Below are 22,288 nucleotides of genomic sequence, written 5' to 3' on the forward strand. Positions count from 1 at the left end.
CACATGGCATCGATCGATATTAAGAATATCCAGAAATCCTACGGTCATTTCTCGGTGCTGCACGGCGTCGATCTGGAGATCAGGGATGGCGAATTCGTCGTTCTCGTCGGTCCTTCCGGTTGCGGCAAGTCCACCTTGTTGCGCATGATCGCAGGCCTCGAAGACGTGACGGGCGGCGAGATCCGCATCGCGGGCAATCGTGTCAATGAGCTGCATCCGAAGGATCGCGACATCGCTATGGTCTTCCAGTCCTATGCCCTCTATCCGCACATGAATGTCGCCGGCAATATGAGCTACAGCCTGAAGCTCAGGAAGACGGCGAAGGAAAAGATCACCAGTGCCGTTGCAGGTGCGGCCTCAAAGCTCGGCCTCGATCCGCTGCTTGAGCGCCGGCCGAAGGCATTATCAGGCGGTCAGCGCCAGCGCGTCGCCATGGGCCGTGCCATCGTGCGCCAGCCGAAAGCCTTCCTGTTCGACGAGCCGCTGTCGAATCTCGACGCGCGCCTGCGCGAGCAGATGCGTGCCGAGATCAAGAAACTGCATGGCGACCTCAAAGCGACTTCGATTTATGTGACCCATGACCAGATCGAGGCGATGACGCTGGCGGACCGGATCGTCGCCATGCATGCTGGCGTCGTGCAACAAGTTGGGAGCCCCCTGGAACTCTACGATCGCCCCGCCAACCTATTCGTTGCGGGCTTCATCGGTTCTCCAGGCATGAATTTCCTGGAAGCGAGCTACGAGGCGGGTGGCGTGACGTTAAAAGACGGTACGATCGTGCTGCTCGATAAGTCACTGCCTTTGTCGAACGGCGAAAAAGTCACGCTCGGCATCCGGCCGGAACACGTCGTCATGACGAGCGATCGGGGAGGGGTTGTTGCCGACGTCAAACTTGTCGAGCCGACGGGCTTCGGCATCATCCTGCATCTTTCGCTGCATGGCCTGCCGTTCAAGATTTTCACGCTCGACCGTGAAGCGCTGAGCGCGGGACCGAAGGTCAACGTCGCGTTTCCGGCCAAGCATCTGCATGTGTTCAACGGCGAAGGCAATCGCGTCGATTGAGTTGGCGAAAGCCATAGCCTGACCGAGGACGTGAGGATTGGATGACGATGCAGTCCGCGACGGGCGGAAAAGAGCTTTCATCGCCAGCCCCTCGATGGCTATCATCAGATGATGATCATGCTGGAATGGATATTATGACAGACACTGTTCTCGACCGCTTTCTCCGCTATGTCGTCATCGACACCCAATCCGATCCATCCTCTTCGACGCAGCCGAGCACCGAAAAACAGAAGGATCTCGGCCGCATTCTGGTCGAGGAACTCCTGGAGATCGGCCTTTCGGATGCACATCTCGACGAGCACGGCTATGTCTATGCGACCATTCCGGCCAATACCGACAAGAACGTACCGGTCATCTGCTTCTGCTCACATATGGATACTGCGCCCGATTTCACAGGCACCAACGTCAAGCCGCAGATTGTGAAGAACTATACTGGCGGCGATATCCGGCTTCCCGGCGACCCGAACCGGGTGATCCGTGTTTGCGAGCACCCCGAGCTAAAGAACCAGATCAACAACGACATCATCACCACTGATGGCACAACCCTGCTCGGTGCTGACGACAAGGCGGGGCTGGCGGAAATCATGGCAGCGGCAAAGATTCTCATCGATAATCCCGAGATCAAGCACGGGGCGATCAAGATCCTGTTTACGCCTGATGAGGAAGTCGGCCGCGGCGTCAACAAGGTCGATCTGAAAAAGCTCGGCGCGGATTTCGCCTACACGATGGATGGCGAAACTGCCGGCCATATCGAGGACGAGACCTTTTCGGCCGATAGCGTCGATATCGTCATTGCCGGCGTGGCGATCCATCCTGGTTTTGCCAAGGACCGGATGGAAAATGCGATCAAGATTGCAGGCGCGATCATCGATCGGCTGCCGAAGGAGATCGCACCTGAGACGACAGAGGGAAAGCAGGGCTTCATTCATCCAACGGGTGTGGCCGGCTCGATGGAAAAGGCGGCGATCAGCCTCATCATCCGCGATTTCACCAACGAGGGGCTGGTCGAAAAGGAGGCCATGCTCGAAGAAATCGTTAGGGACGTGATAAAAGCATATCCGGGATCGAGCTACCGCTTCGACGTGAAGGAACAGTATCGCAACATGAAGGTGGTGCTCGACCGTCATCCGGAAATCATCGAGAACGCCGTCGAGGCGGTGCGCCGGGCGGGCATGACGCCGGTGCGCGGCAGCATCCGCGGTGGCACCGACGGTTCGCGCCTCTCCTTCATGGGCCTGCCGTGCCCGAACATCTTTGCTGGCGGGCATGCCTTCCATTCGCCCCTCGAATGGATCAGCCGCCAAGATATGGAAAAGGCTGTCAAGACGATTGTCGAGCTTGCCAAGGTCTGGGAAGAACGCGCCTAAGACGTCTCCTGCGAAAGAGCGCAGCGGTCATACAGTAGTGACGTGCGTAAAAACGAAGTCCTAAAGCGCAGCAAGCGGATCTGAAGGATCGCGACCCGCTTTAGGCTTTTTTCCGGATCAGCCGCCGATTCTCGAAATGTTTGTCAACGTCACGCTGTCATAGGCGGGGCGCGGTGTCGGAACGGCAACTGGCGTACCTGGGTCAGGCTCGATTGCCGTTGCCGCTGCGGGCATTGGCAAAGGATTGATGCTTGCAGTCGGCGCAGGGTCAGGAGACGGGATCGGCACCGGAACGTCCGACGGGATCAGGACCTCGAACTGCGGCGGCAACATGCTTTGACCCGGCACGTAGTTCATCGCAACTTCATACGAGGGCAGCGGCGGCGGGGTCTCAAGCGCGCCCTCTTCGTCACGCTTCTCGTAGAAGGCGTTGCCGCCCGCAACGGTCACGTAATGCATGTTGTTATAGGGAAATTTCAATCCGGCCGTGTGGAAGAACATTGCGTCGCCTACCGCCGGATGACGCTCGCCGCTCAGGATGGCATCAGCCGCGGTCGCAAGTTCTGGCTCTGCTTGCGGCTTGACCTCGCGCGTCATGACGCCCGGCGCAAACTGCTTCTTTTGGGCCACGACGCCGCAGATGGAATCAGCATAGGCACCGGAGGTCAGTCTGTTCATGATGACACTGCCGACGGCCAGGTAGCCGGCTTCATCCGAGTGCTGCGATTCGAAATACATCGCGCGCTTGAGGCAATCTCGATCCTTGGCGGTATAATTGAAAGTGACCTTCGCCTGTTGGCTCTGTTTCGATTTGGCTTTGACCGGCGCTGCCGCCGGTTTCGATGTCGTCGTGCAGCTCACGGCTGCCAATCCTACGAATAAAATCCCTACCAGGGATTTTCCAAAGGAAATCTCCGCCCTCAACGCCAGGTGCCTCCTATTGGATTAGTCCAGCCCTTCTCGATTCAGCGAAAACGTTTTTAGTCGGTATGTGACAAAAATACAAACAACCGGAGATAACAAAAATAACAAAGGGTTCCCGCTGAAATACGATTCTGGCGGGAACCGGCGTTGAAGCTGAGATCAACTCCGGAAGAGCTTCCAGCGGGTCGGCTTGAAGGCGACGCGTGAGCGATCCAGCCTGTCGGCTTCGCTTGGCGAAAGTTCGATTTCGATATGCGGACGATCCTTGCCGATATCGAGTTCGATATGCCGGGTACCTGCCACACGCCTGCTGGCGACAAGCTGGCCGGCAATACAGTTCTCTGCCGATTCGCAGAGCCGGACATCATGCGGACGGAAATAGAGCTGGGCCGTACCATCTGGCTCGCCCTCCGCATTGAGGCCGAGCGAACGGCCCTCGAAGCGGATATCGCCGTCAGCGATCTCCACCTGCAGGCAATTCGACTGGCCGACGAAGCCGAAGACGAAGGGCGAATCGGGACTGTCGTAAACTTGGTCTGGCGTGCCGACCTGCTCGATCGCGCCCTGGCTCATGACGACGACACGGTCGGCAAGTTCCATCGCTTCATCCTGATCGTGGGTGACGAAGATGGTGGTATGGCCAGTGCGGTCATGAATTTCGCGCAGCCATTTGCGCAGATCCTTGCGGACCTGCGCATCAAGTGCGCCGAACGGCTCGTCAAGCAGCAGGACGTTTGGCTGAACCGCCATGGCGCGGGCCAGCGCCACGCGCTGACGCTGGCCGCCTGAAAGTTGTGCCGGATAGCGCTTTTCAAGACCCGAGAGCTGCACGAGATCGAGCAGTTCCAGAGCGCGCTTTCGGATTTCTGCCTTCGGTGGACGGCGCGATGCCTTGCGTACCTTCAGGCCGAAGGAGACATTTTCGAGCACCGTCATGTGTCGGAAAAGCGCGTAATGCTGGAATACGAAGCCGACATTGCGCTGCTGGACCGTCTTTCGCGAAGCATCCTCGTCGCCGAAGAAGATCTGGCCTTCAGTGGGGCTTTCGAGACCCGCAATGAGGCGCAGCAGCGTGGTCTTGCCGGAACCGGAGGGTCCGAGCAATGCGATCAGCTCGCCGGAGCGGATATCGAGCGAAACGTCATGCAGGGCCGGAAAGCGGTCGAATTCCTTGCGTATGTTTTGGACGCGTACTTCCATTCTAATTCCTTCAGTGCCGCCGGCTGGCGGCGATTTCGGCGCTATAGCGCATTTCCAGCAGCGTCTTCAAAACAAGTGTGACGAGGGCGAGCAAGGCAAGAAGCGAAGCGACCGCAAAGGCCCCCGTGAAATTATACTCGTTATAGAGGATTTCCACCTGCAAAGGCATCGTGTTGGTCTGGCCGCGAATATGGCCCGATACGACCGATACGGCGCCAAACTCGCCCATGGCGCGGGCATTGCAGAGCAGCACACCGTAGAGCAGACCCCATTTGATGTTTGGCAAGGTCACATGCCAGAAGGCTTGCCAGCCGCTTGCGCCGAGCGAAAGAGCTGCCTCTTCATCCTGCGTTCCCTGTTCCTGCATGAGCGGAATGAGCTCGCGCGCAACGAAGGGGAAAGTGACGAACATCGTGGCAAGAATCAGACCCGGCGCCGCAAACAGGATCTTGATCTCGTTGGCGGTCAGCCACTGACCGAGCCATGTGTTGGCTCCGAAGAGCAGCACGAAGACGAGGCCCGAGATCACCGGCGAAACCGAGAAGGGAAGATCGATCAGCGTCGTCAGGAAGGCCTTTCCCTTAAATTCGAACTTGGCGATCGCCCATGCAGCGGCAATGCCGAAGACGAGGTTCAGCGGCACACTGACGCCGGCAACGATCAGCGTCAGACGGATTGCCGAGAAGGTTTCGACATCCTGGAGCGCTGTGAAGAAAGCGCCGGTCCCCTTGCGGAAGGCTTCGACGAAGACGGCTGTGAGCGGCAGGAGCACGATCAACAGCAGGAAGACGAGCGCGATCACGACCAGCGTGACACGGGCGACTTTGCTCTCGGTGACGGCTGAATGGACCTTGCGCGGTTCGACCGTCGAAGCAGCTGGGATAGCATCAGACGCCATAACCGTACCTCCGCCTGCTCCAGCTTTGCATGAGATTGATGACAAACAGCATCGAGAAGGAGATAATCAGCATGATCGCGGCGATGCCGGTCGCCGCCGCGTAATTGTATTCTTCGAGCTTGATAACGATCAGCAACGGGGCGATTTCCGATTTAAACGGCAGATTGCCGGCAATGAAGATGACCGAACCGTATTCGCCGACGGCGCGGGCGAAGGCGAGCGCAAAACCGGTCAGCACGGCAGGCGCAAGGCCCGGAAGCAGCACGCGCGCAATTGTCTGAAAACGATTGGCGCCGAGCGTAGCGGCGGCCTCCTCTACTTCCTTGTCGATCTCTTCCATGACCGGCTGGACCGTTCGTACGATGAAGGGCAGACCGACGAAGATGAGGGCGACGACAATACCGGCAGGCGTGAAGGCGATCTTGATGCCGAGCGGCGTCAGGAACTGCCCGACCCAGCCGTTCGGAGCGTAGAGGGTGGTCAGTGCTATGCCGGCGACGGCCGTCGGCAGGGCGAAGGGCAGGTCCACCATGGCGTCGAGAATGCGTTTGCCGGGAAATCGGTAACGGACCAGAACCCAGGCAAGGATGACGCCGAAGACGACATTGAGACAGGCGGCGATGAATGCGCAGCCGAAGCTGATGCGCAGCGCGCTCAGTGTCCGCTGGTCGAATGCAATGCCGAAGAACTTCTCCCAACCGAGTGCGCTCGACCGCCAGGCAAGACCGGACAGGGGGATAAGGACGATGAGGGTAAGCCAGATCAAGGTAAGACCGAGCGCCAGTCCGAAACCCGGAATGACGCTAGGCCGCTTGAACCGCCACCGTGTGGGGTTATGTGCGCTCATAAGACCTATTATTGGGCCGGCTTATAGATCTGGTCAAATACGCCGCCGTCGCCGAAGAATTTCGGCTGTGCTTCCTTCCAGCCGCCGAAGTCGTCGATCGTGGCAAGAGTGAGCTTTGGGAAGCGGGCGATATCAGCGGGATCGGCTGCTTCCGGCTTGATCGGTCGGTAAAAATGCTTTGCCGCGATCTTCTGGCCTTCATCGGAATAGAGGTAGTTCAGATAGGCTTCTGCGACCTTACGGGTGCCCTTCTTGTCGACGTTGCCGTCGACAACCGCAACCGGTGGGTCGGCGCGGATGGAAAGAGATGGGGTGACGATTTCGAATTGATCGGGGCCAAGTTCTTCGAGCGAGAGATAGGCTTCGTTTTCCCATGCAAGCAGGACATCTCCGAGGCCGCGCTGGACGAAGGTGGTGGTAGCACCACGCGCCCCGCTATCGAGAACCGGGACGTGCTGGAGGAGTTTGGTCACATAGTCCTGCGCCTTGGCGTCGTCGCCGCCATTCGCATGCTTGGCCCATGCCCAAGCGGCAAGGAAATTCCAGCGGGCGCCGCCCGACGTCTTTGGGTTCGGTGTGATCACCTGGATGCCTTCCTTGACCAAATCGCCCCAATCCTTGATGCCCTTCGGATTGCCCTTGCGGACGAGGAAGACGATCGTGGAGGTATAGGGCGTGGAATTATTCGGGAACTTGGTCTTCCAGTCGGCCGGAATCTTGCCGGTCTTCTTAGCGATGGCGTCGATATCGCCTTCGAGCGCAAGCGTCACGACGTCGGCTTCAAGCCCGTCGATGACCGAGCGCGCCTGCGCGCCGGAACCACCGTGAGAGGCTTGGATCGTCACGGCTTCGCCCGTGTCAGTCTTCCACTTTGCAGCGAAAGCGGCATTGAAATCCTTATATAATTCGCGTGTCGGATCATAGGACACGTTCAGAAGCGTTTGGTCGGCGAAGGCCGGTGCGACGCTGCCGATCGCAAAGCTGCTTGCCATGACCGCGGCCGCGATGAGCCGGGCGATCCTTGAAGTCTGCATGGGAACCCTCCGTGGTTATGCGCTAAACTCTATCAACTAGGTCGTATAATGAAACGAAGATTGTTCCGGTTCCGGGGACCAACCTTAGAAAGCCATCCCATTTTCAGCGGCTGATTGCGAATAGCACGTGCTGATAGTGGGCCGCGCCTAGTTGGGGCAGCCCGCCACAATCGTGATTTTTCTGCCACAGTTCGATCTCGAAAGTGTCATTCCTGTGTCGATTTTTAGCCTTCTTTTGCAGCGCGGACGTTTTCGAGTGCCTACATGGACGTCCGGTCGTTGGGATTCGGCGACCGACGGCAGGGGTGTCCTTGAAGCACTGCTTGCCTCTTTCAAACCGTAAAAGGTCTTTCTGATGTCTATTAAAACTATCCTTCTTGGCTCTGTCGCCGCCCTTGCAGCGGTTTCCGGAGCACATGCAGCCGACGCTATCGTCGCAGCCGAGCCGGAGCCCGTAGAATACGTTCGCGTTTGCGACGCCTACGGGACTGGCTACTTCTATATCCCGGGCACGGAAACCTGCCTTAAGATCGAAGGCTACATCCGTTTCCAGGTTAATGCTGGCGAGAACGTCGGCGCCTCCGTAACCAACCCGAACGACTCCGACTGGGATGCCGTTACCCGTGGTCAGGTCACCTTCCAGACCAAGAACGACACCGAGTATGGCACGCTCACCGGCGTCATCACGCTGCGTACCAACGCTGACAACGCCACCAACCAGACGACCACGCTCGACGAAGGCTACATCGACATCGCCGGCTTCCGCGTTGGTAAGCAGTACAGCTGGTGGGATGACGATCTGAGCGGTGAGACGGACACGCTCTCGAGCAACGAGACGACTCACAACTCGATCCGTTATCAGTACGAGACCGACCGCTTCGCAGCTGGCATCTCGGTCGACGAACTTGAAGACGCCTATGTCGAGAAGGATGGCGAGGGCCCGAACAACTTCGGCGTTGCGGCCCAGGTTTCCTTCAAGAGCGGCGCCTTTAGCGGCTACCTGCTCGGCAGCTACGATACCGACAACGAGGAAGGCGCCATCCGCGCAATCCTGTATGCCGACATCGGTCCCGGCACCCTTGGCCTCGCTGGCATCTGGGCTAGCGGCGCTAACTACTATTACGAAGAGTCCGAATGGACAGTCGCTGCCGAGTACAAGGTCAAGCTCACCGACAAGTTGGCTGTTACCCCGGCCTTCCAGTACTTCGACAAGATCGAACTCGATGATAGTGGCGACTTCACCGGCGGCAGTGCTTATACCACCGGTGTTACCGTCGATTACCAGATCGCTGAAAACCTGCGCAGCAAGGTCAGCGTTCAGTATCACGACGAAGAAGACGGCGACGACGAAACCTTCGGTTTCCTGCGTCTGCAGCGCGACTTCTAATAAAAAAAGGGCCTATGCGGCCCCTGCTACCGATTTGCCTTCCCCCCGCTACGGCGGGGAGAAGGTCGAAAGTGTCAAGCGAGTTTCCCTCATACGCGCGAATCGGCAATGAAATCCGAATAAAATTCATCGGTTCTTCGGGCCTTGCGCATGGCCGCCAGCACCCCATCCGACTGAAGCCGGCGGGCAATGGCTGCGAGCACGTTCAGATATTCTCCACGATTATTTTCCCCAAAGAGCAGCACGAAGGCGATATCTGTTGGGATATCGTCGATCGCATCGAAATCGAGCGGCTGGGCAAAGCGGATTAGCAGGCCCCGTGGGCTTGTCATGCCGTCGATGGCCGCATGGGGAACGGCAATGCCGTTGCCGATGCCGGTGGAGCCCAGCTTTTCTCGGGATTCGAGCGCCTTCAGGACGGCGTGGCCATCAATGCTGAAGGCTTTGCCGGCCTTTTCGGATATCGCCTGCAGCGCGCGCCATTTGGTCGTTACCGACAGGCCAATGAAGGTGTGTTCCGGCCGGATGATGTTGGAGAGGTTCATTTCAGTCCCGATGCTGGATTGGCAGATATCAGTCAGGCTCGCGGAGCCTGTAGCCGACGCCGGTCTCGGTGGTGATATAATGCGGCTGGTCGGGAATCTGCTCGACCTTTTGCCGCAGTTGGCGCACGTAGACGCGCAGATATTGCACGTCTGCCGCCGGACCCCACACCTGCTTCAGAAGGAATTGATGCGTCAGCACCTTGCCGGCATGCTGGACGAGCACGCGCAGGATGTCGTATTCCTTTGGCGACAGCTTGATCTCCTTGCCGTCGACCTTGACGATGCGCTTGACGAGGTCGATCGACAGGCCTCCCGTCTGGAATATTGCCTTTTCTCCCTGCTGCTGCAGTCGGTGGCGCAGCGCCACGCGGATTCGGGCCCCGAGCTCGTTGATGCCGAAGGGCTTCGTAACATAATCGTCCGCACCGCTTTCCAGCGCCTTGACGATGCCGGCCTCATCGGTACGGCTCGACAGGATGACGACAGGCATGGCGAGCCCGTCCTCGCGCCATTCCCGCAGAAGGTCGTGGCCCGGCATGTCGGGGAGGCCAAGATCGAGTACGATGAGATCGGGCCGGTCGTCCTTGACCGACTGTCGGGCGGCAGCGGCATTCGGTGCCTCATGGACTTCATAGCCCTGCGCTGTGAGACCTACGCGTAAAAGCTTTCGGATCGGCGGCTCGTCGTCGACGACGAGGATCTTGACGGCTGAGCCGGTCATTTGAGTTCATCCAGTTTGAGAATGTCATTCGGTTTGGGAAGACGGATTGTGAAAACGGCGCCGGACCGGTCGGTCCGGTTGCCGGCCGTGATCGTTCCGCCCATCGCCTCAATGAAGCCCCGGCATATGGAAAGGCCGAGGCCGGTACCGGCACGTACCTGATCGCCCTTGCGCACACGGTAGAACGTGTCGAAGACACGGGTGAGGTCTGCAGGAGGAATGCCTGGTCCTTCGTCGGAGACCTGCACGACGACGTTTTCGGCATCCGCCCAACCCTCGATGCGGATAACGGAGCCATCGGGCGCGTATTTTGCAGCATTGTCCAGCAGGTTGAAGAGGACCTGCTCGAAGAGGACAGGATCGACGCGGACCATGGGCAGGTCGGCAGGGATCGTCATTTCCGTTCTGTGACGGTCGAGAATCTTGGCGGCACGGCGAAGCGCGCTGCCGGCGATATCACCGGCATAGTACAGTGCATAGTTCGGTTCCATGGCACCGGATTCGATCTTCGTCATGTCGAGCAGGTTGGCGATGAAGCGGTTGAGGCGCTCGGATTCATCGACGACAGTCGAGAGAAGGTCGGTGCGGTCCTCCGCAGTCATGGAATCGAAATAGTCGCGCAGCGTGCCGGACGCGCCCAGGATCGCCGCGAGCGGCGTCTTCAGATCATGCGAGATCGAGGTCAGCAGGGCCGAACGCAGGCGATCTGCCTCCGCCGCAAGCTTGGCGCGATCGACATCGGCGACCAGCTGTACACGCTCTATGGCGAGCGCCGCCTGATCCGCCAGGGCGTCCAGAAGACGTTGCTGCTCGGGCGTCAGCAGCGGTCCGTCGCGACGGTCGCTGTCGAGGCCGATGACGCCGACGGCCGTGCGACCGGTGCGTAGCGGCACATAGAGACGCTTGGCGCCGGGTAGGGTATCGGCGCCGCGACCGGCGGCGTGATTATGCTCCCAGGCCCAGCGGGCAGCGGCAATATCGGCATCGTCGAGCGTATCGTCAGGCGGATAGCCGGCCTTGACCGCGATGGAGTCCTCTTCCGGAAGGAGCAGGACGACGCGCACCTTGAGCATCGAGGCGAGCTGGAAGGCGGTCGCCCAGAGAACGTCATCCAGCGTGCCGGTGCCGGCGAGCTTCTTGGAAAAGAGATAGAGGTCTTCGGTTGTTCGCGCCCTTTGACGGGCTGCGGCCGCCTGACGCTGCACGGTTGCGGTGAGATTTGACGCGATGACGGCGACGCCGAGGAAGAAGAACAGCGCCAGCACGCTTTCGGGGTCGCTGATCGTCAGCGTGTAGCGCGGCGGCAGGAAAAAGAAGTTGAAAGAGAGGGCGCTGAGGATGCAGGTATAGAGTGCCGGCCTCAGGCCGTGGATGACCGCTGACGTCAGGACCGCCATCAGGAAGACGAGCGCCAGATTGCGGACGTCGAGCACCTGATCGAGCACCACGCCGACGGCAAGCGCAATCGCGACATAGGCAGTGGAGAGAATATAGGCCCTGAAGTCCAGCGTGGGAGCGCTCGGTGCGGCCTTCACACCACGCGGCGAGGCCGGGTCTTTCTCGTTGCCGGAGATGACATGGACGCTAATATCGCCTGCGCGCCGGATCAACTCGTCGGTTGTCGAGCGGCTCCACCACCATTCGCGCCATGTCGGCTTCTTCGGTGCGCCGATGACGATGTGGGTGACATTGTTGGCGGCGGCGTGGCGTACCAGTTCCTCGGTTACCTCGCGGCCGGGAATGGTGATCGCCTCGCCGCCGAGCTGTTCGGCAAGCCGGAGCGTGGCGGCGATCGTATCGCGCTGCGTTTCTGAAAGATTGATGGACCTGTTGGTTTCAATATAGACGGCTGCCCATGGCGCGCGCAGGCGCGCAGCCATGCGCGAGGCATAGCGCACCAGCGAGGCGGAGCGCGGATGGTCGTCGACCGATACCAACACGCGCTCGCCGGCAGCCCATGGCCCGGAAATGGCATGCGCCTGCATATGGGTCAGCAGCTGATCGTCGACACGCTGAGCGGTCTTGCGAAGGGCAAGTTCACGCAGCGCCGTTAGGTTGCCGGGGGTGAAATAGTTGGTCAGCGCCCGCTCGGCGGTCTTTGCCACATAGATCTTGCCATCGTGGAGACGCTTGATGAGGTCGTCGGGTGTCAGGTCGATGATCTCGATGTCATCAGCCATGTCGATCATGGAGTCCGGCACGGTCTCGCGCACCCGGATGCGGGTGATCTGCGAAACGACGTCGTTCAGGCTCTCCACATGCTGGATGTTCAGCGTCGAATAGACGTCGATGCCTCGATCGAGCAATTCCTTGACATCGAGATAGCGCTTCGGATGACGGCTGCCCTCGGCATTAGTGTGGGCGAGCTCGTCGACGAGAACGAGATCGGGCCTGCGGGCTAGAATGGCGTCGAGGTCCATCTCTTCGAGCGCTTGGCCGCGATAGGCGACCTTAATGCGCGGAACGATCTCGAAACCGGTAAGCAGCGCCTCGGTTTCCTTACGGCCATGGGTTTCGACGACGCCGATCACCACATCGAGGCCGTCGGCGATCTTAGCGCGGCCGGAGACGAGCATTTCGTAGGTCTTGCCGACGCCGGGTGCTGCGCCCAGGAAGATTTTCAGGCGTCCGCGCGACTCCGCCCGGGCCTTTTCGAGAAGCGCGTCGGGCGAGGGCCTGCCGGCCTGGTCGCGGTTGTCGTCTGGCATGCGTTCGATCTTCCTTCACGAGCGAGCCCCGGCCGCCTGTCGCGCGCCGGGGCTCTCAACCTTCACTCAGTCATAGAAGCATCAAGGCTCTGGTTCAACGCCAGAACATTGACAGTCGGCTCGCCGAGCAGGCCGAGTTCGCGGTCGGTCACAGCCGCATCGACCAACGCCTTGACCTTGGCTTCGTCGAGACCACGCACCTTGGCGACGCGGGGCACCTGGAAGTAGGCGGCATCTGGCGAGATATGCGGATCGAGGCCGCTGCCCGACGCGGTGACAAGGTCGGCAGGAACTTCGGAATTCGGGTTGGCTGCCTTGGCCGCATCATAGTCGCCCTTCACGCGATCGATCAGCTTCTGGCTGGTCGGGCCGAGGTTCGAGCCGGAGGAAGAGGCGGCATTGTAGCCATCGCCGGCTGCCGAGGGGCGGCCGTGGAAATACTTGTCGCTGGTGAATGCCTGGCCGATCAGCCTGGAGCCGATGACCTGACCGTCCTTTTCGATCAGACTGCCGTTCGCCTGGGAAGGAAAGAGCGCCTGGGCGACACCTGTCATGGCAAGCGGGTAAAGGAGGCCGGTGATGGCCGTGGTGGCAACGATCATGACGATTGCCGGACGAAGTTCTTTCAACATGGACTTTACTCCGAGGAGCGTTTTCAAGCGAAGTGGTGGTTACCGGTTCGCGTGAAGAAAACGCATGGAAATTAAGCGAGACCGACGGCGGTGATGACGATGTCGATCGCCTTGATGCCGATGAAGGGCACGATGATGCCGCCGAGACCAAAGATCAGCAGGTTGCGGGAGAGCAGCGCGCCGGCCCCGATCGCGCGGTAACGGACACCTTTCAGCGACAGCGGGATCAGCGCGATGATGATCAGCGCGTTGAAGATGATCGCCGACAGGATGGCGCTCTGCGGCGTGGCAAGGCCCATGACATTGAGCACGCCAAGCTGCGGGTAGAAGGTCAGGAACATCGCCGGAATGATGGCGAAGTACTTGGCGATATCGTTGGCGATCGAGAAGGTCGTCAGCGCGCCGCGGGTCATTAAGAGCTGTTTGCCGATTTCGACGATCTCGATAAGTTTCGTCGGGTCGCTGTCGAGGTCGACCATGTTGCCGGCTTCTCGGGCTGCAACGGTGCCGGTGTTCATGGCCACACCAACGTCGGCCTGTGCAAGAGCCGGCGCGTCGTTCGTACCGTCGCCGCACATGGCGACGAGCTTGCCCTTGGCCTGTTCCTCGCGGATCAGCTGCAGCTTGTTCTCGGGCGTTGCCTGGGCGAGGAAGTCGTCGACGCCGGCCTCGGCTGCGATGGCGGCTGCCGTCATCGGGTTGTCGCCAGTAATCATGACGGTGCGAATGCCCATGCGGCGCAGCTCGTTGAAGCGTTCGCGGATGCCGCCCTTGACGATATCCTTGAGCTGAATGATGCCAAGCAATCTGCCGTCGCGGGCAACGGCGAGCGGCGTGCCGCCGGTCTTGGCGATTTCGTCTGATATCGACTGCAGCTCGCGTACGACTTCGGCGCCGTTCTTCGAGGAAGCGTCACCATTGACGTAGGTGAGCACGGCATCGACTGCACCCTTGCGGATTGCAGAATCTTCGAGGTCGACACCGCTCATGCGGGTCTGTGCGGTGAAGGGCACGAAGGTAGCCTTCAAGCCTGCCATATCGCGGCCGCGGATTGCGTATCTTTCCTTGGCAAGCACGACGATCGAGCGTCCCTCAGGCGTCTCGTCGGCGAGTGAAGCAAGCTGGGCCGCATCGGCGAGATCCTCTTCGGAGACGCCGCGCACCGGGCGAAAGCTGGTGGCCTGGCGGTTGCCGAGGGTGATCGTGCCGGTCTTGTCGAGCAGCAGCGTGTCGACGTCACCGGCGGCCTCGACGGCGCGGCCGGACATGGCGAGGACGTTGAAGCGGACCAGGCGATCCATGCCGGCAATACCGATTGCCGAGAGCAGGGCGCCGATCGTGGTCGGGATCAGCGTGACGAAGAGGGCAACGAGCACAATGATCGGGATCGAGCCGCCGGCATAGGCGGCAAAGCTCGGAATGGTCGCCGTGGCAAGCACGAAGATCAGTGTCATGCCTGCAAGCAGGATGTTGAGCGCGATCTCGTTCGGCGTCTTCTGGCGTTCGGCACCTTCGACGAGCGAGATCATGCGATCGAGGAAGGTCGAGCCGGCAGCCGCGGTGATGCGCACGCGGATCCAGTCGGAGAGAACCTGCGTGCCGCCGGTCACGGCCGAACGGTCGCCGCCGGATTCACGGATGACGGGGGCAGATTCGCCTGTTATGGCGGCTTCGTTGACGGAGGCCACACCCTCGACGACTTCGCCGTCGGAGGGAATGATGTCGCCGGCTTCGACGAGAACGAGGTCGCCCACCTTCAGACTGGTGCCGGGGACCATGCGGTATCCGCTGCCGTTATTGGCGGTCAGCAACTTCGCCTGGGTTTCGGTGCGCGCCTTGCGCAGGGAGTCGGCCTGCGCCTTGCCGCGGCCTTCGGCGACGGCTTCGGCGAAGTTGGCAAAGAGCACGGTGAACCAGAGCCAGAGGTTGATCTGGAAGGAGAAGCCAAGATTGCCGTTATCTGAGACGAGGTCGCGTAGGAACAGAACGGTGGTCAGCGCCGAGACCGTGGCCACGACAAACATGACGGGGTTTTTGGCGAGGGTGCGTGGGTTGAGCTTGGTGAAAGCGGCACCCATGGCCGGAATGAGAATGCGAGAATCAAGGATGCTCGCGGATTTTGCCTGGCTCATAAGAGACTCCAGCTTTGAAACGAGGATGGCGAACCGGCCGACCGGTCAGCCCTGTAAAATTCTGATGGCGCAGACGACGACGAGCAGGCCTGCCATCATCACCAGGATGATGTCGGAGGCGCACGGCATCCGGTGGGCTCCACGCCCCGGCAGACCGAGACGTGGATGGAAGGCTTTTCGCAGCCTGTGGCGCACGAGCATTGGCTGAGCCCTCAGAACGTTTGGCCCGCAAGGCCAACGAGATGCTCGACGACCGGACCGAGAGCCAATGCCGGCATGAACGTAAGGCCGCCAACGATCAGGATCGTGCCGATAAGCAGGCCGACAAACAGTGGGCCGTCCGTCGGGAAAGTGCCTGCCGAGGCCGGAACCGTCTTTTTCGCAACCAGTGACCCAGCAATGGCAAGCGCCGGAATGATGACGAGGAAGCGGCCCATCAGCATGTCGATGCCGAGCGAAATATTGTACCAGGGCGTGTTGCCCGTCAGACCGCCGAAAGCCGAACCGTTGTTGGCCGCACCCGACGTGTAGGCATAGAGGATTTCGGAGAAGCCGTGCGGGCCGGCCGTGCCGACGGAGGCGACAGCCGAGGGCATGACGGCTGCGATCGCGGTGAAGACCAGCATGGCGAGCGGCAGGCAGAGGATGGCGAGAACGGCCATTTTCATTTCCTTCGCCTCGATCTTCTTGCCGAGATATTCTGGCGTGCGACCGACCATCAGACCCGCCACGAAGACGGCGACGATGATGAAGAGCAGGATGCCGTAGAAGCCTGCACCGACGCCGCCGACAATGATCTCGCCGAGTTGCATGTTGATCAGCGGGACCAAGCCGCCGAGTGCCGTGAAGCTGCCATGCATGGCGTTGACCGCGCCGCAGGAAGCAGCCGTGGTGATGACGGCGAATAGCGAGGAGAGGGTGATGCCAAAGCGGACTTCCTTGCCTTCCATGTTGCCGCCCTGAAGACCGAAGGCATGCATCAGCGGGTTGCCGGCAGCCTCTGCCCAATAGGTAATGCCGACGCCGGCGATGAAGAGGACGCCCATCGCAGCCAGGATCGCCCAGCCCTGGCGCTGGTTGCCGACCATGCGGCCGAAGACATTGGTCAGTGCTGCGCCAATCGCAAAGATCGAGACCATCTGGATCAGGTTCGAGATCGCATCCGGGTTTTCGAAGGGGTGCGCGGAGTTGGAATTGAAGAAGCCGCCGCCATTGGTGCCGAGCATCTTGATCGCCAGCTGCGAGGCGACGGGGCCGACGGCGATCGTCTGCTTGGCGCCTTCGAGCGTCGTCGCATCGACATAGGGGCCGAGCGTCTGCGGAACGCCCAGCCACACATAGGCAAGCGTCAGCACGATGCAGATTGGCAGCAGAACGTAGAGCGTGGCGCGGATCATATCGACCCAGAAATTGCCGATCGCTTTGCCGGAGGCGCGCGAGAAGGCGCGGATAAAGGCAACCGCAATCGCCATGCCTGTCGCTGCTGACATAAAGTTCTGGACGGTGAAGCCCATCATCTGTGTCAGATAGGACATGGTACTTTCGCCACCGTAATTCTGCCAATTCGTATTGGAGACAAAGCTGACGGCGGTATTGAACGAAAGCTGCTCCGGCACTGCTGCCATGCCCGCCGGGTTATAGGGCAACGCGCTCTGAAGACGCATCAGCGCGTAAAGCACGATGACGCCAAGTAGATTGAACATCAGCATGGCGAAGGCATAGGAGGTCCAGTGCTGATCTTCGCGCTCGCTGGTGCCGGCAATGGCGTAAAGTCCCCGTTCGATCGGAACGAGGACTGATGAAAGGAATGTGCGCTCGCCGTTGAAGACACGCGTCATGTAACCGCCGAGCGGTTTGACGAGCACGAGAACGATCCCGCAGTAAAGCAGGATCTGAAGCCATCCGTTGAGGGTCATGGGAGGAAACTTTCAGTACCCGGCTGCTTCAATCAGAAGCGCCGGTTTCGTCAGAAACGTTCTGGGCGGATGAGAGCGTAGGTGAGGTAGACGGTGAGAAACACGGTCACGGCACCGCTCAAGACATAATCGAGGGTCATCGTTTTCTCCTGTCAAAGCCTGTCACAGGCGCGCGTATAGGCGAAGCAAAGCCCGAAAAATATGACTGCAGTGGCGAGTAGAATTATATCCATCATCGATCGTGACTCCGGTTTGTTATTCTTGGAGTCAGACAAGACAAAGGGCGCCGTCTCGCTGAGGCGGCACCTTTATGCTTTCTGGCGTGGAGATGATCATTGCGATCTCTCGGACATCAATATGCGACCGAAGCGCATAAAGGTTCGAGACTGGCCAGGGGGTATCTATATAAAAATCTTATAAATGCCCTTAGGCGGAAAAAGCCCGAGTTCTGGCGCCAACTTTAGGCCAATACAAGCAAAACGCCGCGCTCAGGCACGGCGCAATTTCGGATAACGGAGTGGCGCAGGAATTCAGGGATCGACTCGGAACTGATAGTGGCCTTCAGCGCTGCGGCCATCCATGGAGAGGACACGCCAGTTGAGCGTGTAAACGCCAGGCGCCATGGAGGGATCGAGCGGGATCTTGAAGACCGATCCATTGGGGCCGGAGACAAAGGGCTTGCCCGTAGGAAGGGCCAGTCCCTGGGCATCAAGCAGGGTCGCCGTCGAGCGGGCAAGATCGACCGGGCCCGTAAAGGTGAGTTCCAGATTGGCCGGCACCAGCTTTTCTTCCTGCTGGGGCGGCGGAAGCGATGCCTCCTCGATCGCCGCAGACGCTGCGTTTGCGGCAAGGAAAAGGGATGCGAACAGGCAGAATGACACGATCGAGTTCATGACGGTCTTCCTTACGTTGCCGTCCGCATGGTGCCGGGAGCGTCATGTTCCCGCCACGCCATGTCGGCGCATGCCTAATAACGCTTCGGGGAGCGATTTCGATCCCTTGCGCGCGCAATAACCCGCATGGGCTGCGGCTGACCATTTTGCAGGATTGTGGCGGCGGCCTCGTTGACGAAATTGCGCCAGAATTCCCGAAGCCGTTTGGCGATCTGCGCGTTGGAAGACCGGTTTCTGCCGGCATTGTCATTGTCGTGCTTCATGGCTCCACTCCTTCCCGCGTCATCGTATCTTTAGACGCAAATGTACTCCGCGGCAGAGGTTTCCGGAATCATACAGAGGTCTAGGGAGGGCGTATCTTTCGGATGATAGGTCCGTGAGCATTTAGTCACATATTGAGCAAAAGCCAGATGGAGACGATTGAATTGCTGCGCCTTACGGTCTTATAGTCGCGGCAACGGCGCCCCATCAATCGCGGGTACCATAGGGAAGGAAACCGATCATGACCAAAGTCCGTGCGCTGGTACTGGAGCGCCAGCATGAGCTTGCGCTTCGCGATATCGATCTGCCTCTGGAGACAGGACCGGGGCAGGTGAAGATCAAGATCCATACCGTCGGCGTCTGCGGCTCGGACGTGCACTATTATACGCATGGCAAGATCGGCCCCTTCATCGTCAACCAGCCGATGGTGCTGGGCCATGAGGCAGCAGGCACGGTGATCGAGGTCGGCGCAGGTGTGACGCATCTCAACCTCGGCGACCGCGTCTGCATGGAACCCGGTATTCCGGATCCCAATTCCAAGGCAAGCCGGCTTGGCATGTACAATGTCGATCCGGCGGTCACCTTCTGGGCGACTCCGCCGATCCATGGGGTCCTGACGCCCGAGGTCGTGCATTCCGCCAACTACACTTTCAAGCTACCCGACAATGTCAGCTTTGCCGAAGGCGCGATGGTCGAGCCTTTCGCGGTTGGCATGCAGGCGGCCACCAAGGCGAAGATCGCGCCCGGCGACACCGCCGTCGTTCTTGGCGCCGGTCCTATCGGCACCATGGTGGCGATCGCGGCCCTTGCCGGCGGTTGCGCCCGTGTGATCGTTGCCGATCTCGCCCAGCCGAAGCTCGATATTGCTGCCCGGTATCAGGGCGTCATTCCGGTCAATATCCGCGAAAAGAACCTTACCGAGGAAGTGGCCCGCCTGACCGATGGCTGGGGTGCGGATGTGGTCTTTGAATGCTCAGGTTCACCGAAGGCCTGGGAGACGATCATGTCTCTGCCGCGGCCGGGCGGTGTCATCGTCGCCGTGGGCCTGCCGGTCAATCCCATCGGTTTCGACGTCTCGACGGCCTCGACCAAGGAAATCCGCATAGAGACTGTGTTCCGTTATGCGCATCAGTATGAGCGCTCGATCGCCCTTCTCGCATCGGGCCGCGTCGACCTGAAGCCGTTGATCTCGGAAACTTTTACATTTGAGGACTCCATCAAGGCCTTCGACCGCGCGGTCGAGGCACGCCCTGATGACGTCAAGCTGCAGATCGTGATGGAGTAAGACCCTTACCGGCGCCCAATGCCGAGTTTTATCTTGCGAAGCACCAGCGCCGCACCCGCGATGACGGCTGCGGCGCCAACTGCGATCAGCAGGTGGTGATGCAGCGGAAGGCGACCGAAGATCTGGTATATCCCCTGGCCGAAGACATAGCCGAGCGCGGTGAAAAGCTGACCCCAGACGAGGGCGGCGAGCAGGTTCAGCACCAGGAACCTTTGCGCCGATATGCGTGTCGTGCCGATGACGATCGGGCTGATCGTCCGCAATCCCACCAGAAAGCGGAATGCGAAGATGAAGCCGGTCGGATATTTTTCGAGAAGCTGCGTGACACGCGCCAGAGCCGGCGTTTCCATCACGCGTCGAACAACCTTCCATTGGGCCGCATAACGCCCGGCAAAGAACCACATCTGGTCGGCAGCGAAGGATCCAGCCGATGCCACCATCGAAGCGGCCCAATAGGTCATCAAACCGCGATGAGCGATGACGCCGCCCAGGAAGGCTGCGGCTTCACCTTCGAAGGCGGTGCCGAGGAAGAGCGCCGGAAGGCCATAGTTCCCAATCAGCAGTTCGATATTCAAGGCCAGTCTCCGGCTGATTGTTATGGATCTGAAGGCGCTCTGGGTCAGACCGCCTTCAGGTCGCCGAGCAGCGTCGGGATCAGTTCCGAAACCGTCGGATGGATCGGCACGGACCATTGCAGCACCGGATAGGTCGTGCCGGCATTCATCGCATCGATGATGCCGTGAATCACCTCGTCGCCCTCGATGCCGAGGATGGCCGCGCCAAGGATTTCCTTGCTCTCCGCATCCGCGACCACCTTCATGAAACCCTTGGTTTCGCCGCGCTCATTAGCGCGGCCGACCTTGCTCATCGGGCGGGTCGAGACCATGATCCTGCGGCCCGTGGCCCGGGCCTGTTTTTCCGTCATGCCGACGCGGCCAAGCGGCGGATCGATATAGAGGGCGTAGGCGAGGATGCGGCTCGAAAGCTTGCGGTCTTCGCCATCGAGCAGATTGGCGGCAGCAATCTCGAAGTCATTGTAGGACGTATGGGTGAAGGCGCCGTGACCGTTGCAATCGCCAAGCGCCCAGATACCTTCGACATTGGTGGAAAGCCGGTCGTCGACGGGGATGTAGCCGTGTTTGTCGGTCACGACGCCGGCGGCATCAAGGCCGAGATCGTCGGTATTCGGTGTGCGGCCGGTGGCGACAAGCACGTGACTTGCCTCAATCGTCTCGGAATCGATCGTGACGGTCGTACCGTTAGCGCTCTTTGCGAAGCGGATGTCTTTGACGTCGGTATGGATCCTGATGCCTTCGGATATCAAGATATCGGCGATCGCGTCAGAAATATCCTCGTCTTCGTGGGAGGCGAGCTTCGGACCGCGCTCGATCACAGTCACGTGCGAGCCGAAGCGCCGGTACATCTGTGCGAATTCCAGGCCGATATAACTGCCGCCGATGATGGTGAGATGTTTGGGCAGACTGTCGAGATGGATGATGCCGGTCGAGGTGAGAAAGTCGATATCGGCAAGGCCCGGCATGTCCGGGATGACAGGGCGCGCGCCGACATTGAGGAAGATTTTCGGTGCCGTCAGCGTCTCGCCGTTGACGAGAACCTCTTTTGGGGCGGTGAAGCGGGCATGGCCGGAGATGACCGTCATCGTTTTCATGCCTGCGAACCAGTCGCTCAGACCATTGCGGGCATTCATGGTGACCGTCTCTGCGCGACTGCGCACCGTCTTCATATCGATGTTGATCTCGCCCGGTATCCGTACTCCGTAATCAGCCCCGCGTCGTGTCACATGGGCAGCACGCGCGCTTGCGACCAGCGTCTTCGTCGGCATGCAGCCGGCATTGACGCAGGTGCCGCCGAGGAACTTACGTTCGATCAGCGCCACCTTCATCCCCTTTTCCGCCATGCGAGCGGCGAGGAACGGACCGGCTTGGCCGGCGCCGATGAAGATTGCGTCAAAGGTTTCCATCAGCCTGCTGCCACGATGATGATGGCGCCGATGATGGCGACGGCATCTTCGATCAGCGCTGCCGGACGATCCTGTCCGAAGGAGGCTGCGAGTTTGGCGCGGGCGCCGGCACCGCCGAGGGTGCCGATCACGGCACCGATCACCCCGGCAAGCAGACCGCCGAAGAGCAAGCTGCTGGCCGCGCCTATTACGGCGCCGCTGAGCGCACCCATGACGATGCGGGCGCCGAACTGGATCGGCACCTTGCGTGACGGCGTGGTAGGCAATTGGTCGGTGATGAGCTCAACGACAGCAAGTATGGTGAAAACCCATGGCGTCCACCGATAGCCCATGAAAGCAAGCGGTGTCTGAGAGAGATCGTACCATCCAAGCGCAGCACCCCATGCGACGGCCGCGGGCGCAGTCATGGCGCGAAGGCCGGCAACGATGCCGATGAGGAATGCGAGCAGCAGAAACATGGCAAATTCCCCTCAAGCCGTCGGCTTTCCTGCCGCG

General features: G+C 60.0%; 21 protein-coding genes. 4 read left to right on the top strand and 17 right to left on the bottom strand.

The features are described from left to right. The first annotated feature begins 3 nt into the window (after positions 1–3). Together FHX15_RS26980 and pepT are read left to right on the top strand one after the other, a co-directional pair. Positions 4–1,062 (top strand): ABC transporter ATP-binding protein, encoded by a 1,059-nt coding sequence (locus FHX15_RS26980; RefSeq protein WP_184401418.1) that lies wholly within the window; start codon positions 4–6, stop codon positions 1,060–1,062. Positions 1,063–1,196: 134 nt separating this feature from the next. Further along, positions 1,197–2,429, top strand: a complete 1,233-nt coding sequence (gene pepT, locus FHX15_RS26985) for a peptidase T (protein WP_184401419.1) — start codon at positions 1,197–1,199, stop codon at positions 2,427–2,429. 117 nt (positions 2,430–2,546) lie between these two features. Here the strand turns inward: pepT and FHX15_RS26990 are convergent, their stop codons facing one another. From FHX15_RS26990 to FHX15_RS27010, 5 genes are all read right to left on the bottom strand, one after another. Continuing rightward, entirely contained in the window at positions 2,547–3,353 is an 807-nt protein-coding gene (locus FHX15_RS26990; RefSeq protein ID WP_184401420.1) for a cell wall hydrolase, read from the bottom strand. Between the two features lie 159 nt (positions 3,354–3,512). After that, entirely contained in the window at positions 3,513–4,553 is a 1,041-nt protein-coding gene (locus FHX15_RS26995) for a sulfate/molybdate ABC transporter ATP-binding protein (RefSeq protein WP_184401421.1), read from the bottom strand. Positions 4,554–4,563: 10 nt separating this feature from the next. Beyond that, a complete protein-coding gene (gene cysW / locus FHX15_RS27000; RefSeq protein WP_184401422.1) occupies positions 4,564–5,451 on the bottom strand; it encodes a sulfate ABC transporter permease subunit CysW in 888 nt (295 codons plus the stop codon). Next, positions 5,441–6,298: a sulfate ABC transporter permease subunit CysT gene (gene cysT / locus FHX15_RS27005; protein ID WP_184401423.1), complete on the bottom strand. Its 858-nt coding sequence runs from the start codon at positions 6,296–6,298 to the stop codon at positions 5,441–5,443. The genes cysW and cysT overlap by 11 nt, the downstream gene beginning before the upstream one ends. A gap of 8 nt (positions 6,299–6,306) precedes the next feature. Next, entirely contained in the window at positions 6,307–7,332 is a 1,026-nt protein-coding gene (locus tag FHX15_RS27010) for a sulfate ABC transporter substrate-binding protein (RefSeq protein ID WP_184401424.1), read from the bottom strand. A 355-nt stretch (positions 7,333–7,687) separates the two neighbouring features. On the opposite strand from FHX15_RS27010, the gene FHX15_RS27015 reads away from it, so the two are divergent. Then, positions 7,688–8,719 carry a porin gene (locus tag FHX15_RS27015; RefSeq protein WP_184401425.1) on the top strand — a complete coding sequence of 344 codons (1,032 nt, stop codon included), beginning with the start codon at positions 7,688–7,690 and terminating at the stop codon, positions 8,717–8,719. A gap of 89 nt (positions 8,720–8,808) precedes the next feature. On the opposite strand, the gene FHX15_RS27020 is transcribed toward FHX15_RS27015, so the two are convergent. The 9 genes from FHX15_RS27020 to FHX15_RS27060 all read right to left on the bottom strand — a co-directional run bounded on the left by FHX15_RS27020 (position 8,809) and on the right by FHX15_RS27060 (position 18,529). Next, complete coding sequence (locus tag FHX15_RS27020; protein WP_184401426.1) at positions 8,809–9,264, bottom strand: PTS sugar transporter subunit IIA; 456 nt, start codon at positions 9,262–9,264, stop codon at positions 8,809–8,811. Positions 9,265–9,292: 28 nt separating this feature from the next. Continuing rightward, the gene (locus tag FHX15_RS27025) at positions 9,293–9,985 is read right to left on the bottom strand and encodes a response regulator transcription factor (protein WP_184401427.1); all 693 of its coding nucleotides are present in this window, start codon (positions 9,983–9,985) and stop codon (positions 9,293–9,295) included. Beyond that, positions 9,982–12,693 (bottom strand): sensor histidine kinase, encoded by a 2,712-nt coding sequence (locus FHX15_RS27030; protein ID WP_184401428.1) that lies wholly within the window; start codon positions 12,691–12,693, stop codon positions 9,982–9,984. Before FHX15_RS27030 ends, FHX15_RS27025 begins: the two co-directional genes overlap by 4 nt. A 62-nt stretch (positions 12,694–12,755) precedes the next feature. Beyond that, positions 12,756–13,325, bottom strand: coding sequence for a potassium-transporting ATPase subunit KdpC (gene kdpC, locus FHX15_RS27035; protein ID WP_184401429.1), 570 nt, complete (start codon positions 13,323–13,325; stop codon positions 12,756–12,758). A gap of 71 nt (positions 13,326–13,396) precedes the next feature. After that, on the bottom strand, positions 13,397–15,457 hold the full coding sequence (kdpB, locus tag FHX15_RS27040; RefSeq protein ID WP_184401430.1) for a potassium-transporting ATPase subunit KdpB: 2,061 nt from the start codon (positions 15,455–15,457) through the stop codon (positions 13,397–13,399). A 212-nt stretch (positions 15,458–15,669) separates the two neighbouring features. Next, positions 15,670–17,373, bottom strand: coding sequence for a potassium-transporting ATPase subunit KdpA (kdpA, locus tag FHX15_RS27045; protein ID WP_184401431.1), 1,704 nt, complete (start codon positions 17,371–17,373; stop codon positions 15,670–15,672). Positions 17,374–17,423: 50 nt separating this feature from the next. After that, positions 17,424–17,513 carry a K(+)-transporting ATPase subunit F gene (locus tag FHX15_RS27050; protein ID WP_007825856.1) on the bottom strand — a complete coding sequence of 30 codons (90 nt, stop codon included), beginning with the start codon at positions 17,511–17,513 and terminating at the stop codon, positions 17,424–17,426. 390 nt (positions 17,514–17,903) lie between these two features. Further along, on the bottom strand, positions 17,904–18,266 hold the full coding sequence (locus FHX15_RS27055; RefSeq protein ID WP_184401432.1) for a copper resistance protein CopC: 363 nt from the start codon (positions 18,264–18,266) through the stop codon (positions 17,904–17,906). Positions 18,267–18,340: 74 nt separating this feature from the next. Beyond that, positions 18,341–18,529, bottom strand: a complete 189-nt coding sequence (locus tag FHX15_RS27060; RefSeq protein ID WP_184401433.1) for a hypothetical protein — start codon at positions 18,527–18,529, stop codon at positions 18,341–18,343. Positions 18,530–18,768: 239 nt separating this feature from the next. Here FHX15_RS27060 and FHX15_RS27065 point away from each other — a divergent pair, with 239 nt between their 5' ends. Further along, complete coding sequence (locus FHX15_RS27065; protein ID WP_184401434.1) at positions 18,769–19,812, top strand: NAD(P)-dependent alcohol dehydrogenase; 1,044 nt, start codon at positions 18,769–18,771, stop codon at positions 19,810–19,812. 5 nt (positions 19,813–19,817) lie between these two features. Here the strand turns inward: FHX15_RS27065 and FHX15_RS27070 are convergent, their stop codons facing one another. Genes FHX15_RS27070 through FHX15_RS27080 form a run of 3 tightly spaced genes read right to left on the bottom strand, consistent with a single transcriptional unit; the run spans position 19,818 to position 22,251 of the window. Further along, a complete protein-coding gene (locus FHX15_RS27070) occupies positions 19,818–20,387 on the bottom strand; it encodes a DedA family protein (protein ID WP_184401435.1) in 570 nt (189 codons plus the stop codon). A 44-nt stretch (positions 20,388–20,431) separates the two neighbouring features. Then, on the bottom strand, positions 20,432–21,793 hold the full coding sequence (locus tag FHX15_RS27075) for an FAD-containing oxidoreductase (RefSeq protein ID WP_184401436.1): 1,362 nt from the start codon (positions 21,791–21,793) through the stop codon (positions 20,432–20,434). Continuing rightward, positions 21,793–22,251, bottom strand: a complete 459-nt coding sequence (locus tag FHX15_RS27080; RefSeq protein WP_184401437.1) for a DUF4126 family protein — start codon at positions 22,249–22,251, stop codon at positions 21,793–21,795. Before FHX15_RS27080 ends, FHX15_RS27075 begins: the two co-directional genes overlap by 1 nt. Between the last annotated feature and the right edge of the window lie 37 nt (positions 22,252–22,288).

It is taken from the genome of Rhizobium sp. BK650 (genome assembly GCF_014195325.1).
Lineage (GTDB): Bacteria > Pseudomonadota > Alphaproteobacteria > Rhizobiales > Rhizobiaceae > Rhizobium.

What these genes read in the sequence shown, in the direction of transcription:
- FHX15_RS26995 (WP_184401421.1), bottom strand. Translation starts at nt 4,553, where the DNA reads ATGGAAGTACGCGTCCAAAACATACGCAAGGAATTCGACCGCTTTCCG.
- FHX15_RS27060 (WP_184401433.1), bottom strand. Translation starts at nt 18,529, where the DNA reads ATGAAGCACGACAATGACAATGCCGGCAGAAACCGGTCTTCCAACGCG.
- FHX15_RS27030 (WP_184401428.1), bottom strand. Translation starts at nt 12,693, where the DNA reads ATGCCAGACGACAACCGCGACCAGGCCGGCAGGCCCTCGCCCGACGCG.
- FHX15_RS27080 (WP_184401437.1), bottom strand. Translation starts at nt 22,251, where the DNA reads ATGTTTCTGCTGCTCGCATTCCTCATCGGCATCGTTGCCGGCCTTCGC.
- FHX15_RS27075 (WP_184401436.1), bottom strand. Translation starts at nt 21,793, where the DNA reads ATGGAAACCTTTGACGCAATCTTCATCGGCGCCGGCCAAGCCGGTCCG.
- FHX15_RS27010 (WP_184401424.1), bottom strand. Translation starts at nt 7,332, where the DNA reads ATGCAGACTTCAAGGATCGCCCGGCTCATCGCGGCCGCGGTCATGGCA.
- FHX15_RS27025 (WP_184401427.1), bottom strand. Translation starts at nt 9,985, where the DNA reads ATGACCGGCTCAGCCGTCAAGATCCTCGTCGTCGACGACGAGCCGCCG.
- kdpB (WP_184401430.1), bottom strand. Translation starts at nt 15,457, where the DNA reads ATGAGCCAGGCAAAATCCGCGAGCATCCTTGATTCTCGCATTCTCATT.
- FHX15_RS27065 (WP_184401434.1), top strand. Translation starts at nt 18,769, where the DNA reads ATGACCAAAGTCCGTGCGCTGGTACTGGAGCGCCAGCATGAGCTTGCG.
- kdpA (WP_184401431.1), bottom strand. Translation starts at nt 17,373, where the DNA reads ATGACCCTCAACGGATGGCTTCAGATCCTGCTTTACTGCGGGATCGTT.
- FHX15_RS26980 (WP_184401418.1), top strand. Translation starts at nt 4, where the DNA reads ATGGCATCGATCGATATTAAGAATATCCAGAAATCCTACGGTCATTTC.
- kdpC (WP_184401429.1), bottom strand. Translation starts at nt 13,325, where the DNA reads ATGTTGAAAGAACTTCGTCCGGCAATCGTCATGATCGTTGCCACCACG.
- FHX15_RS27055 (WP_184401432.1), bottom strand. Translation starts at nt 18,266, where the DNA reads ATGAACTCGATCGTGTCATTCTGCCTGTTCGCATCCCTTTTCCTTGCC.
- cysT (WP_184401423.1), bottom strand. Translation starts at nt 6,298, where the DNA reads ATGAGCGCACATAACCCCACACGGTGGCGGTTCAAGCGGCCTAGCGTC.
- FHX15_RS27050 (WP_007825856.1), bottom strand. Translation starts at nt 17,513, where the DNA reads ATGACCCTCGATTATGTCTTGAGCGGTGCCGTGACCGTGTTTCTCACC.
- FHX15_RS27020 (WP_184401426.1), bottom strand. Translation starts at nt 9,264, where the DNA reads ATGAACCTCTCCAACATCATCCGGCCGGAACACACCTTCATTGGCCTG.
- FHX15_RS27015 (WP_184401425.1), top strand. Translation starts at nt 7,688, where the DNA reads ATGTCTATTAAAACTATCCTTCTTGGCTCTGTCGCCGCCCTTGCAGCG.
- pepT (WP_184401419.1), top strand. Translation starts at nt 1,197, where the DNA reads ATGACAGACACTGTTCTCGACCGCTTTCTCCGCTATGTCGTCATCGAC.
- cysW (WP_184401422.1), bottom strand. Translation starts at nt 5,451, where the DNA reads ATGGCGTCTGATGCTATCCCAGCTGCTTCGACGGTCGAACCGCGCAAG.